Source organism: Blastococcus saxobsidens, assembly GCF_010682065.1.
In the GTDB taxonomy this organism is placed as follows: Bacteria; Actinomycetota; Actinomycetes; order Mycobacteriales; family Geodermatophilaceae; genus Blastococcus; species Blastococcus saxobsidens_B.
In genome coordinates this window covers 18,849-31,772 of record NZ_JAAGWG010000041.1, presented here as the reverse complement: position 1 = coordinate 31,772, position 12,924 = coordinate 18,849, and the positions used below count along the sequence as shown (strand labels likewise).

11 protein-coding genes are annotated in these 12,924 nt (G+C 71.1%); 5 read left to right on the top strand and 6 right to left on the bottom strand.

Going from position 1 to position 12,924, the window contains the following annotated elements:
- The 3 genes from GCU60_RS18685 to GCU60_RS18680 form a co-directional block, all read right to left on the bottom strand.
- A partial coding sequence (locus tag GCU60_RS18685; RefSeq protein ID WP_204262295.1) for a hypothetical protein occupies positions 1–700 on the bottom strand: 700 nt, incomplete at its 3' end.
- Entirely contained in the window at positions 681–938 is a 258-nt protein-coding gene (locus tag GCU60_RS22330) for an ABC-three component system middle component 6 (protein ID WP_430537431.1), read from the bottom strand. The genes GCU60_RS22330 and GCU60_RS18685, both read right to left, overlap by 20 nt.
- Before the next feature lie 6 nt (positions 939–944).
- A complete protein-coding gene (locus GCU60_RS18680) occupies positions 945–1,811 on the bottom strand; it encodes an ABC-three component system protein (protein WP_204262294.1) in 867 nt (288 codons plus the stop codon).
- Positions 1,812–2,219: 408 nt separating this feature from the next.
- On the opposite strand from GCU60_RS18680, the gene GCU60_RS18675 reads away from it, so the two are divergent.
- The 5 genes from GCU60_RS18675 (at position 2,220) to GCU60_RS18655 (ending at position 7,839) form a co-directional block, all read left to right on the top strand.
- A complete protein-coding gene (locus tag GCU60_RS18675) occupies positions 2,220–3,257 on the top strand; it encodes a restriction endonuclease (RefSeq protein WP_163207993.1) in 1,038 nt (345 codons plus the stop codon).
- Positions 3,258–3,288: 31 nt separating this feature from the next.
- The gene (locus tag GCU60_RS18670) at positions 3,289–3,993 is read left to right on the top strand and encodes a prevent-host-death protein (protein ID WP_163207991.1); all 705 of its coding nucleotides are present in this window, start codon (positions 3,289–3,291) and stop codon (positions 3,991–3,993) included.
- A 112-nt stretch (positions 3,994–4,105) separates the two neighbouring features.
- Positions 4,106–4,336, top strand: a complete 231-nt coding sequence (locus GCU60_RS21975; protein WP_345770697.1) for an endonuclease/exonuclease/phosphatase family protein — start codon at positions 4,106–4,108, stop codon at positions 4,334–4,336.
- Between the two features lie 12 nt (positions 4,337–4,348).
- Positions 4,349–5,095, top strand: a complete 747-nt coding sequence (gene yaaA / locus GCU60_RS18660) for a peroxide stress protein YaaA (protein ID WP_163207989.1) — start codon at positions 4,349–4,351, stop codon at positions 5,093–5,095.
- A 197-nt stretch (positions 5,096–5,292) separates the two neighbouring features.
- Positions 5,293–7,839 carry a SpoIIE family protein phosphatase gene (locus tag GCU60_RS18655; protein WP_345770696.1) on the top strand — a complete coding sequence of 849 codons (2,547 nt, stop codon included), beginning with the start codon at positions 5,293–5,295 and terminating at the stop codon, positions 7,837–7,839.
- On the opposite strand, the gene GCU60_RS18650 is transcribed toward GCU60_RS18655, so the two are convergent.
- From GCU60_RS18650 to GCU60_RS18640, 3 genes are all read right to left on the bottom strand, one after another.
- Positions 7,836–9,569 carry a DEAD/DEAH box helicase gene (locus GCU60_RS18650; RefSeq protein WP_163207985.1) on the bottom strand — a complete coding sequence of 578 codons (1,734 nt, stop codon included), beginning with the start codon at positions 9,567–9,569 and terminating at the stop codon, positions 7,836–7,838. The genes GCU60_RS18655 and GCU60_RS18650 overlap by 4 nt on opposite strands.
- 119 nt (positions 9,570–9,688) lie before the next feature.
- Positions 9,689–11,062, bottom strand: a complete 1,374-nt coding sequence (locus tag GCU60_RS18645; RefSeq protein WP_163207983.1) for a glucose-6-phosphate dehydrogenase — start codon at positions 11,060–11,062, stop codon at positions 9,689–9,691.
- Positions 11,059–12,903 (bottom strand): glycoside hydrolase family 15 protein, encoded by a 1,845-nt coding sequence (locus GCU60_RS18640; RefSeq protein ID WP_239521427.1) that lies wholly within the window; start codon positions 12,901–12,903, stop codon positions 11,059–11,061. The genes GCU60_RS18645 and GCU60_RS18640 overlap by 4 nt, the downstream gene beginning before the upstream one ends.
- Positions 12,904–12,924 lie beyond the last annotated feature (21 nt).

Below are 12,924 nucleotides of genomic sequence, written 5' to 3'. Positions count from 1 at the left end.
CCGCGGCCACACCGCGCTCGGCGGACGAACCCCCGCCGCCCGCGTCACCAACCTGGCGGGTCAGTACATCTAGATCCGCCGTGTTACCCAGAGTCCGTCCGAATACCGGGTCTTTGGTGGCTCTTCGCAGTGCTGAAACGTTCTTACGACTATCCGATATTGCCGCTGCTCGAGCGACCAGGTTGATGTCCAAGCCGAATAAATAAGCCAACGGCAACTGTGTGGCCAGGTCCGTTTGCCGTGAGACAGTCCTAAGAGGCTCGTTGAACCCCCCTGTGGATTCTGCGCGCAGGTAGTACGCAACGAGCGAGCGGAAGCTTGGTTCGAATTCCGTTCCCGCGAGCGCAAAGAGGTCCCGCCCCAGCTGGTGGCGCAGGATGTCCAAGGTGACAATATCGCCATCGATAGCGGGCGCATTGGGCGCCTGCCCGCTCCGGCTAATGGTGTGTCGTGCGCCAGCCTCGGTGAGGTCAAGCCGAAATTCGTACTTCTCGAGTTCGGGACGGCGCAGCAAGTGATTGGGCCCTGCGTTTGACCCGAGACAGAAGTCGAGTGCCGTAATAAAACTCGTCTTTCCGACCGCGTTCCTGCTGTCTTTGGACGGCGCATTGCGCGTACGGACGGCCAGAGCGACGTTCAGCCCCGGCTCGAAGACCGCAGGTTTCGCATCGGGAAGGGAGCTAGTCAGCGAGTGAAGCACGATTCATCCTCAGTAGCTCGTCTTCTAGTCGGACCGCATCGGCCGTGAACAGCACGTCCAACGCCAATGCGAACCACCAGAAAGGTACTGCGGATTGCATCCTATTCTGCAGCCTCCAGCGTCGCAGCGACTCCCATGTGGCACTGACGGTCCGAGGCCGATCAAGCTGCAAAAGGACTTGCCCTGCGACTGTGATGAGGGCCTGATCCGGGAGTGTTGACTTAGACGGCAGCAGCATTCGCGGTCACCGTCCCTGTTGGGGAGACTCGAAGATGGTGCACGTCTCGAAGAAGTGCGTTGCTACCATCAGGGCCGCACTCCGGCGTTCTTGCACATGATCGGCCCCATTGTCGAGAAAAGCATGCGACTCAAGTTCGCGCACCAACGCTTGAAACACAAGATTTGCGTCATGTAGCTTGGCCTTCAAGCCGTCGTAGATGATGCGAATGTTTTCAGAAACTTGAAACTCTTCCCCAGGCGTGGCCCGCTCGAAGTAATAGCGAACGTGGCCGGTAAGGGCCTCATAGTTCTTCAGTAGGGCCGTGGTCTCGTCATTAAACCGATTGTGCTCGATCTTCCCCGGAGGCACTTCGGCCACTTCATCAAGGCCAGGAATCAATCGCGTACGAGCGAGCGCCCTAACACAGCTTGCGATGTACTGTATTCCTGCGGCCCGCTCAGACGGCGGTTCCCCAAACCGGTGAGACAACGCTGCGCTATCGAGATGCTGGAGACACTCGGCCCATAATGTGTATGGCGTCCATTGTTCGACCGACACTCCACCGATCGCGCGTTCCGCCTTACGAAGGCTTGCGATTGTCTGTGCTGCCATGACGGGCAACCCCTGGGCGTCGTTATGAACGAACGCCCACCGTTCCATCATTTGACCCCAGTGGCTCTTAGCCTTCGTGAAGTCGTCCTTGATCTTCTTAGTGACGTACCTGTCGTTGGGGCTCGACGCGCCGTATGCGGCCAGCATCAGGCCATCAACGTAGCCGTCACAGCCCTTGTCTCCGCGCCCCGAGGCGGCCACCTGAACAAACGCACCGCCGTGGAGACGAGTCATTACATCAGTGATGAAGTCTTCCCAGGCATTGCCTGTCGTGCGCATGCAGAACGCCATGAGGTTGCTGCGGAACCAGTTTGTCTCAAGACTTGTGAGCATCTATCCCCCCGTGCGTTGCCTTGATGCTATCGAGTCACACCGGTGAGGCCGACGGGACGAGCCGTCTCGTCCGTCGTACCGGTGCTCAGCAGGTCAGCCGGCTGGACCACTCCTGTTCGTCGGCCGCGCGCCTCCGGCAGGTGCACGCTCAATCGCAGGCGGTGTTGCAGCAGGTGGGCCCGGCAGGGTGTAGTCCACGCCCGGCCCGCTCGCATCACAACGCGTCGACGCCAGGCCGATCGTCATCACTGCTGGTCGATGCCTGCAGGGAGTGGCGCGCATCCGGGGGGCGGGGATCCCCTCCGTTCGGTGTTCGGTGTTTACCGAACACCGAACGGGTGACACTCTGGCCCTATGCGCGCCGACCTCACGCCTGCTGATGCTGAAGACCTATTCATCGCGGCGGTCGACTCTCTGGGATTACGGGCCGAGCCGCCCCCGGCCGGGGGTGACTACGGGGCGGATGTACTCATCTCAACGCCCGGCGGGCCTGCCGTCGCCGTGGAAGTCAAGACGATGGCGTTGGTGAATACGGAGGCTGCCCACCGGCTGCGGAACCGCGCCGTCCACTACCCGGCCTCGTCGATGCAGGTCGTCGTGGCCCCGAGGATCACTTCGGCTGCGCGGGACGTCTTGAATGAAGCGGGTTTGGGCTGGCTCGACCTGCGCGGTCACCTCCGACTGGTGGGTCCGGGGATCTTCGTGGACACAGCCGTTGCCGGTCTGTTGGAACCCGCGCCGGAGCGCAGGGGTGTCATCGGTCAGGTCGGGGTGGAGTTGGCGGCACTGCTGTTGATGACACCCTGGAAGGCGTGGGGGGTACGCGAGGCCGCGGATGCACTGTCGCGGGCACCCAGCACGGTCTCTCAGGCATTCTCGGCGTTGCGGGCCGCCCAACTGGTCACGGATGAACTAGAGCCCGAGGGCCCAGAGTTGTTCTGGGAGCTGGCACGGCACTGGGGCTCGGCTCGGGCCGATGTTGCATCACTGCCCGGGCCGGGGCGCGGGAGGGACAACGATGTCCTTCGGCTGGGCCTTGACAATGTCGAGAAGACCACTGGGTGGGCCCTAAGCGACACGGTCGCAGCCGCTCACTACGGCGCTCCGGTGGCCATCCGCTCCGACTACCCGCTGGACTTCTACGTTCCCGACCGCAGCACGCTCCGGCGTGCCGTGCGTCTGCTAGGGCCGGCTTTGAGCTTCTCCCAGCGAGCCGGTCAAGTGCGGGTCGCGCCCGTCCCTGCCGTCTGTGCGCGGCGAGTGGACGGCAACAGCGAGTGGCCATTGGCCCACCCGCTGTTCGTAGCTTTGGACCTGGCCCAAGATCCCGGCCGCGGTCGGGAGATCCTGCAGGACTGGAACCCGACTGGGCCGGGACAGCGTGTCTGGTGAACCCCGGCTGGTCCAGCTCGCTGGCGAGGCCATGACGCGCCTGGTGTCGGCCATTCCGCTGGTCTCCGAACTCACCGGGAGCCCGGTCATCGTAGTCGGTGGCCTGGCTGTCATGTGCCGCCTCGGTACCCCTTACCGGGCCACGACCGACCTGGACACCGTCGACGTCCAGACCCCCGACAGGCGACCGCACTTGGAACTCCTGCTCACGGAATCGTTGCCGAGTGGGCCCTCAGGGGCTCTTCTCGATACCCCCTTAGGACCAGTACAGGTCGACGTGCTGCCTGTGTCCCAAGCCGACCGCGATCCCCTCCCTGAGGACGAGAACGACCGACTCCACGTCCAATCCCACTTATGGGCAGCGGAAACGGCAACGGACCTAACACTCGTCGTCACCGGGACTGCCCCGGTCACCGTCGCGGTGGCCGAACCTGGCCCGATCATCGCAACGAAGCTGCAGGCAGTCATGAACCGCGGGGCCGCGAAGGAGGGCACCGATCTCCTGGATATCATCTCGTTGACGCTGGACACTCAGTGCGGGCCTGCCTCGAGGAGCCAACTTGAGCATGCCGACGAGCAACTACGCGCAGACGCTCTCCTGCACGCCCGGCGGTGGTTCCGCGAGCACGCGGCCCGCTCGCTGCGCAAGATTCAGGCTGTACCTGAGGGGCGGGGCATCGAAGCCGACGACCTCGAGCTCGTCGGTGAGCTCCTCACCTCAGCGCTAGAACGCTAAGACCCCAACTGACAGGTTCCGCGACCATGAGCACTGCTCGATCGCCTGGGGCACATCTGGGGCACATGACGTCGTGATTGACCGAGAATGGCATTGATTGGCTGAGCGGTATATGTACAGGTCCAAGGACACATGGTGCTGTAACGGCTGGCCAGCGGGACCCTTAGACACGTACTGGGACTACACGCAGCTATGGTTCCCGCGCCGCGAGGGCATGCGGATCGACTTCGTGCTGGGCTCCCCCGCCCTGGCCGCCCGCGTCGAGGGCGCCTTCATCGACCGCGAGGAGCGCAAGGGCAAGGGCGCCAGCGACCACGCCCCGGTCGTCGTCGACCTGTCCTGAGGTCGGCTGCCCGTGCTCGTCCTGCTCCCGCCGTCGGAGACGAAGGCCCCCGGCGGCGACGGTCCGCCCCTGGACCTCCCCGGGCTCACCGCCCCCGAGCTCACCCCGGTGCGCACCGAGCTCGTCGGGGCGCTGGCCACGCTGGCCGGGGACGTGCCGGCCGCCCGCGCCGCTCTGGGCCTCTCCCCCGCCCAGGACGCCGAGATCGCCCGCAACGCCGCCCTGCGGACCGCCCCCACGATGCCGGCGCTGCAGCGCTACACCGGCGTCCTCTACGACGCCCTCGACGTCGGCTCGCTGACCCGCGCGCAGCGGGAGCGGGCCGACCGCCGGCTGGCCGTCGGCTCCGCGCTGTTCGGCCTGGTCGGCGCCGGCGACCGGATCCCTGCCTACCGGCTGTCCGCCGGGTCGGCGCTCCCGGGGCTGCCCACCCTGCGCTCGCTCTGGAAGCCGGCGCTGGGGCCCGTCCTGGCCGGGTTCGACGGGCTCGTGGTCGACCTGCGCAGCGGTTCCTACGCCGCCCTGGCGCCCGTGCCGGGCGCGGTGACCGTCTCGGTCCTCAGCGAGCGCGCCGACGGCACCCGTGCCGTCGTCAGCCACTTCAACAAGGCGCACAAGGGCCGGCTCGCCCGGCTGCTGGCCACGACGACCGCCGAGCCCGGCGACGTCGTCCGGCTGCGTGCGCTGCTCCGCCGGGCGGGGTTGCACGTGGAACATGACGGCGGACCCTCCCTCACCCTGGTCGTCCCGGCCGGCTGAGGCGGATCTCTCGTGCCCATTCGCACCGGTTGGTTGCGTCCAACCGGTCCGCCGTGACATAACTGCTGGGACCGCGCCACTCCAACAGGTGGGCGGGCGGTCCGCGACTCCGGCGGCGGCCGGGCAGAAGGGCTTCGGTGGACCCATCCTCGGACCGTGCGGTGCGGGCGGGCACATCCCCGGCCGATCGCGCGGCAGTGCGGCTGCGCCAGGACCAGGTCCGCGTCGACGCCGCCCGGCGGGTCCTCCCCGAGGGCGGGCGCGCCGGCCTGGACCGCCTCGCCGACCTCGCCGCCCGGCTGATGGGCACCGCCGGCAGCCAGGTGTCGCTGCTGGTCGACCACCAGCTCGTCGCCGCCGGCACGGGCGTGGCCGAGGTGGGGAGCATCGGCCCGCTCGAGGAGTCCCTCTGCACGGTGACCGCCGCCTTGCCGGCCGGCGAGTCCCTGGTGGTACCCGACGCCCGTAACGACCCGCGGGTCCAGGACCTGCCTCCGGTGCGCGCCGGTGCCGTGGGGTCCTACCTCGGCACCGCGCTGACCGACGGCCAGGGGCAGTCGGTGGGTGCGCTCTGCGTCTTCGACCCCGAGCCGCGGCCGTGGGCCCGGTCGGAGATCGACACCCTGCAGCAGCTGGCCGGCTCCGTCATGACCGAGCTCGAGCTCTCGGCCCTGCTGCGCCGGTACGAGGACGACCGCGTGCGGTTCGAGCTGGCCACCGAGGCCGGCGGGGTGGGCACCTGGGACTGGGACCAGAAGACCGGCGAGCTCACGTGGGACGAGCAGCTCATCGCGATGTTCGGGTACGAGCCCGACGGTTTCGGCCGGACCATCGACGCGTTCGACGCGCGCCTGCACCCCGACGACCGGCCCTGGGTCAACGAGGCCCTCCAGCAGGCGCTCGACACCGGCGGCGGGTACGACGCCACCTACCGGGTCGTGTGGCCCAGTGGCGAGACCCGCTGGATCCACGCCCGCGGCCGCTGCGTGCTGGACACCGCCGGCCGGACGACCCGGATCCTCGGCACCGCCTACGACGTGACCGGCGAGCGCGAGGCCGCCACCCTGGTGACCCGGGTCCTGGAGGCGATGCCCGCCGGCTTCTACAGCCTGGACCGGGACTGGCGGTTCACCTACGTCAACGCCGTCGCCGAGCGCCTGCTCCAGTCCTCGCGGGACGAGCTGCTCGGCCGCGAGCTGTGGGAGGCCTTCCCCGACGCGATGAACAGCGTCTTCGAGGAGAGCTACCGGGAGGCGGTGCGCACCGGGGAGCCCGTCTCCTTCGACGCGTACTACCCCGCCCCGCTGGACGGCTGGTACGAGCTGCGCGCCTGGCCCACCCCCGACGGCCTGTCGGTGTACTTCCTCGAGGTGACCGAGCGCCGGTCGGTGCAGGACCAGGCCGAGCGCTCCGCGCGGCGCCTGGCGCTGCTGGCCGGCGTCAGCGCCGACCTCGCCGGGGCCCTGGACACCCGGACCGCCACCGCCCACCTGCCGCAGCTGGTCGTCCCCGCGCTGGCCGACTTCTGCATCGTGACCGTGGTGGACGCCGACGGCCGGCCCGGCGACGTCGGCTGCTGGCACGCCGACGAGGAGATGCGGCCGGTCCTCGAGCGGTACATGCACCTGCGGATGGACGCGATGCCCCCGGACTCACCGGCCGCCATCGCCCTGCGCACCGGTGAGGCGATCCGCCGCAACGGCCGGGAGGTGTCCTCGCTGCTGCCCCCCGGCGAGGCGCGTGACCTCGCCGTGCAGCTCGCGCCCCGGGAGGCCATCGTCCTGCCCATGCGCGGCCGCAACCGCACGCTGGGCCTGCTGACCGTCTACTACGCCGAAGGCACGCCGGCGCGCGAGGAGGACCTCTCCACCGCGCAGGACGTCGCCGAGCGGGTGGGCCTCGCCCTGGACAACGCCCGGCTCTACGGGGCGCAGCAGCAGCTGGCCGAGGGGCTGCAGCGCAGCCTGCTCACCGAGCCGCCGGAGCCCGACCACGCCGAGATCGCCGTCCGCTACCTGCCGGCCGCCGAGGCGGCCCGGGTCGGCGGCGACTGGTACGACGCCTTCATGCAGCCGGGCGGCACGACGATGTTGGTCATCGGCGACGTCGTCGGTCACGACACCGAGGCCGCCGCCGCGATGGGCCAGCTGCGCGGGCTGCTGCGCGGCATCGCCACCTACAGCGACGCCGGACCGGTCGAGGTGCTGCGCGGGCTGGACACCTCCATGACCACGCTGCAGATGTCCACGCTTGCGACCGCGGCCATCGCCCGGTTCGAGCAGACGCCGGACGAATTCGCGCGCGGCCTCACGCGCATGCGCTGGGCGAACGCCGGCCACCTCCCGCCGCTGGTGATCAACCCCGACGGCAGCGTGGCGGAGCTGGCGGAGTGGAACGGCGACCTGCTGCTGGGCGTGGACTCCGACGTCCGCCGTCGCGAGTCGGTGGTCACCCTGGATCGCGGCGCGACCGTCCTGCTCTACACCGACGGGCTGGTCGAGCGGCGGGACTCCGACCTGGACGAGGGCATCTTCCGGCTGCGCGAGGCCCTCATCGAGCTCGCCGGCCTGCCGCTGGAGGAGCTGCTGGACGAGCTGCTCGAGCGCCTGGTGCACGGCCGCCCCGACGACGACGTCGCGCTGGTGGCCGTGCGGCTGCACCCGCAGGACCGGCCCCGGCCGCCCGAGGCCGGCCCCAACCGGGTGCCGAGCACCGTCCCGCCGGAGCGGATCCCCGGCGCCTAGCTCCGGTCGCGGCGGACGGGGGCCTTGCGCCCCTTGATCATCGTGGCGCGCAGCGCCTGGACGACCTCGTCGGCCGCCGACTCGGGCACCTCGACCAGCGCGAACCGCTGGTGGATCTCGATCGAGCCGACGTCGCGACCGGACAGCCCCGTCTCGCCGGTGATCGCACCGACGAGGTCCCCGGGCCGGATGCCGGCGTCCCGGCCGGCGCCGACGAACAGCCGGGCGACGCGCCCGCCGGACGACCGGCCACCCCGGCCCTCTCCCCCGCCGTCGGCACGGACCCGGCTCTCGGGGCGGCCGCCGCGACCCTCGGGCGGCCCGTCGGAGCGGCGACCGGAGGCCCGCTCGCCACGGTCGGGGCGGAACGCGACGTCGGGGATCTCCTCGTCGTCGTCGCTGCCACCGGCCGCCTCGTGGGCGAGTTTGACCGCCGCCAGCGCGACCTCCACCAGGTCGAATTCGTCGGCGAGGGTCTCCACGACGACCCGGAAGCGGTCGAGGTCGTCCTCGAGCAGGGTCTCGCGCAGGGCGGCCCGGGTCAGGTCGAGCCGGCGGGCCCGCAGGTCGGCGACGGTGGGGACCTTCTCCACCTTGATCGGCGCCCCGGCGACCCGCTCGATGGTCTTGAGCATCCGGTGCTCGCGCGGCTCGGCGAGCGTGATCGCCACGCCCTCGCGCCCGGCGCGGCCCACCCGGCCGATGCGGTGGACGTAGGACTCCGGCGCGGAGGGGACGTCGTAGTTGACGACGTGGGTGAGCTGCTCGATGTCCAGGCCGCGGGCGGCGACGTCGGTGGCGACCAGCAGGTCCGCCGTCCCGCTGCGCAGCCGGCCCATCACCTTGTCGCGCTGCTCCTGGCTCATGCCGCCGTGCAGCGGCTCGGCCCGGTACCCGCGGCCGTTGAGGGTCTCGGTGAGCGTGTCGACCTCCTCGCGGGTGCGGCAGAAGACGATCGCCGCGGTCGGCGCCTCGACGTCGAGGATGCGGCCGAGCGCGGCCGACTTGGCACCCCGGGGGACGACGTAGGCGGTCTGCCGGACACGGGGGGCCTCCCCCGCCGCCGCCTGCTCCTTGGCGATGGTGATCCGCACCGGGTCGGACAGGTGCCGCCGGGCCAGCGCGTCGAGCCGCCGGGGCATCGTCGCGGAGAACAGCACCGTCTGCCGGCTCTCCGGCGTCTCCTCCAGGATCGCCTCGAGGTCCTCGGCGAAGCCCATGTCGAGCATCTCGTCGGCCTCGTCCAGCACGACGGTGGCCACCTGGCCGAGCTTCAGCGCACCGCGGTTGAGCAGGTCCAGCGCGCGCCCCGGGGTGGCGACGACGACGTCCACCCCGGACTCCAGCGAGCGCAGCTGCCGGACGATCGGCGCACCGCCGTAGACCGGCAGGACCCGGGCGCCGAGGTCCTTGCCGTAGCGGTGCAGCGCCTCCGACACCTGCACGGCGAGCTCCCGGGTGGGCACCAGGACCAGCGCCACCGGGGCTCGGTCGGTGCGGTGGGCCTCGAGCCGCTGGAGCACCGGCAGGGAGAAGGCGGCGGTCTTGCCGGTGCCGGTCGCGGCCTGGCCCAGCAGGTCGCGCCCCTCGGCGAGCGGCGGGATCGCCTCCTGCTGGATCGGGGTCGCCTCCTCGTAGCCGAGGGCGGCCAGGGCGTTCAGCAGCTCGGGGCGCAGCCCCAGGTTCTCGAAGCTCGCGCCGTCGGCGGAGGTGTCTCGTTCGTCGCTCATCACCGGTCATCGTTCACCGGAGACCGGAGTCACGCGCAGCCGGGCGGCTCGAGCCCCGTATCCGAGTCTCTAGCGTTAACGCTAGAGAACCTCAGACGATCCGATGCTGCCGGCGGTCGTCAGCCGCGGGCGGGGCCCTCGGAGCCGGCGGGGTACTCCAGCAGCGGCACCTCGTCGGCGGCCCAGGCGGCCAGGATCGGCTCGACGATCCGCCAGGACTGCTCGGCCTCGACGTCGCTGATCGACAGCGCCGCCTCCCCGGCCAGCAGCTCGTGCAGCAGCAGCCCGTAGGCCGACAGCCTCGCCGGCGGCAGCTCCACCTCCAGCGACCGGCGCTCCAGCTCGAAGGGGTCCCCGGCGCCGTTGAGGTTGAGCTCGAGGCCGATGCCGTCGGGGTCCAGCCGCAGCCGCAGCACGTCCGGCTCGACCTGCCCGCCCGCCGCCGTCCCCTGCTCGAAAGCCAGGTGGGGCACCGGCCTGAAGCGGAGCACGATCTCGTGCCGGTCGGCGCCCAGCGCCTTGCCCGAACGGAGCCGGAACGGGACCCCGGCCCACCGCCAGTTGTCGATGCCGACGGTGTACTCGGCGTAGGTCTCGGTCCCTCGGTCGGGCTCGACGCCGTCCTCGGCCGTGTAGTCGGGCAGCTCCCGGTCCCCCACCCGGCCGGCGGTGTACCGGGCGCGGACGGTGTCCCGGCCCATGTCCTCGGGCGATCGGACGGCGCGCAACACGTCAGCCTTGCGGGCGGCCAGGCTGCGGGCGTCCAGCGCGGCCGGGGGCTCCATGGCCACGACGGCCAGCATCTGCAGCAGGTGGTTCTGCAGCATGTCCTTCAGCGCGCCGGCGGTGTCGTAGTAGCCGGCCCGGCCCTCCAGGCCGAGGGTCTCGTCGAACACGATGTCCACCCGCTCGACGTGCTGGGCGTTCCAGACGGGCTCGAACATCCGGTTGGCGAACCGCAGACCCAGGATGTTGAGCACGGTCTGCATCGCCAGGAAGTGGTCGGTGCGGAAGACGCGCTCCTCGGGCACCAGCCGGTGCAGGACGGCGTTGAGCGCCCGGGCGTCGGCCAGGTTCCGGCCGAACGGCTTCTCGACGGCGACGACGGCGCCCTCGGGCACCCCCGCCTCGGTCAGCGCCTCCAGCGCGGGCAGGAACACCGTGTTGGGCAGCGCCAGGTAGATCACGGGGATGCCGCCGGTGCGCTCGATGCCGGCCCGCAGGTCGGCCGCCACCGTCACGTCACCGTGCCGGTAGCCCAGCCCGGCCACCAGGCGCTCCCGGGACGCCTCGGGCACGTGGGCGGCGTGCTCGGCCAGCCGCTCCCGCGCCCAGGCCCGGTACTCGTCGTCGGACCAGTTCTCCTGGCTGAGGGCGAGCACCTCGAGCGGTTCGGCCACGATGCCCGCGTCCACCAGCTCGGCCAGCCCGGGCAGCAGCAGCCGGCCGGTGAGGTCGCCGGTGCCGCCGAGGACCAGGAACGCCCGCGTCACCGCCGCGCCTCCTCGGCCCGGGACAGGTTCCAGCCGCTGGTGATGACGCCGACGTGGCTGAAGGCCTGCGGGAAGTTGCCGAGGAACGCCCCGGTGGTGGGGTCGATCTCCTCGGCGAGCAGACCGAGCTCGTTCGCCCGCCCGCACAGCGAGTCGTACAGCTGGTGCGCCTCGTCGAGCCGCCCCTGGCCCGCCAGGTTGTCCACCAGCCAGAAGCTGCAGAGCAGGAACGCCCCCTCGCCGCCGGCCAGGCCGTCGGGGGACTCGGTGTGCAGGTAGCGGTAGAGCAGCCCGTCCCCGGCGTCGAGGTGCCGGCGCACCGCCTCGGTGGTGGCGACCATCCGCGGGTCGTCGGCCGCGACGAGCCGGCGCAGCGGCAGGGTGAGCAGCGAGCCGTCCAGGCCGCCGCGGTCGCCCTGACCGGGTGGGGTGAGGTGCTCGGTGAACGTGCCGCGCTCGGGGTCCCAGGCGTGCTCGAGCAGGGTGCGGTGGATGCGGTCGGCCTCCCGGCGCCACCGTTCGCGCGGGTGCGGGAGCCCGCAGAGCTCGCCGATCCGCAGCGCGCGGTCGACGGCCACCTGGCACATCGCCACGGAGTAGGTGAAGGGGCGTCCGGCGTCGCGGATCTCCCAGATGCCGTTGTCGGGGGTGGCCCACCCGCCGATCGCCTGCTCGGTCAGCTCGGTCAGCGCCCGCCACAGGTGCTCGTCGGGCACGCCGCCTGCGCGCACCCACTGGTAGGCGACGTCCAGCAGCTCGCCGTAGACGTCGTTCTGCACCTGCCGGGCCGCGCCGTTGCCCCACCGGACGGGGCCGGAGCCGCGGTAGCCCGACAGCGCCAGGTCCTCCCACTCCATGCCGGGACGCGTCCCGTCGAGGGAGTAGCAGATGCTGGTGCGGTCGTCCCGCTCCACGTTGCGCAGCGTCCAGGCGAGGAACGCGTCGGACTCGTCCCGCATCCCGATCCGCCGCAGCGCGTAGCTGGAGAACGCCGCGTCCCGCACCCAGGTGAAGCGGTAGTCCCAGTTCCGCTCGCCGCCGATCTCCTCGGGCAGCGAGGACGTCGCCGCGGCCATGAGCGCCCCGGTCGGCGCGTGGTCGAGCAGCTTGAGGGTCAGCGCCGACCGGCGGACCAGTGCGTCCTGCGGGCCGGCGTACTCCAGGCGGCCGGACCACCGGCGCCAGGCCGCCGCGGTCTGGTCCACCAGCCGCTCCGGCTCGCTCGTGACCCGGCTGTGCGTCTGGCCGGACCACTGCAGCGCCACCGTGAGCCGCTCGCCCGCGCGCAGGGTGACCCGGCCCCGGATCGCGCCGTCCCGGCCGACGGTGAGCGGCGAGGTGGCCGACAGCAGGATCTCCAGCCCGGGCTGCGCCGCCCACAGGATCCGCCAGGCACCGAGCTCGGGCCGCACCAGCACGCCGTCCATGGGGGCCAGCCGGACGTCGACCTCGACCGACCCGCCGACGGCACGGGCCACCCGGAGCAACTCGCCCCGGCCGGAGGGGACCGGCTCGGCGAGGTCGGCTCCCGAGCGGAGCGTCAGGCAGTCGGTGAGCTCCAGGCGGCCGCCGTCGCCCTGCATCTCGGTGACCAGGACCCCGGTGTCGGGCAGGTACCGCTGGGCGGACTCCCGCAGCCCGACCGGGGTGATGTCGAAGCTGCCGCCCCGCGCGGTGTCGAGGATGCCCGCCAGGAAGGGCCGGCTGTCGAAGTTCGGCAGGCACAGCCAGGGGACGGACCCGTCCCGGCCCACGAGCGCGCAGGTCACGCCGTCACCGATCAGACCGTGGTCCTCGATGGGCAGGTATCCGTCGGTTCGGACGAGAGGGCGCAGGGGCAAGGGGAGTCCTCGGCTGGACGA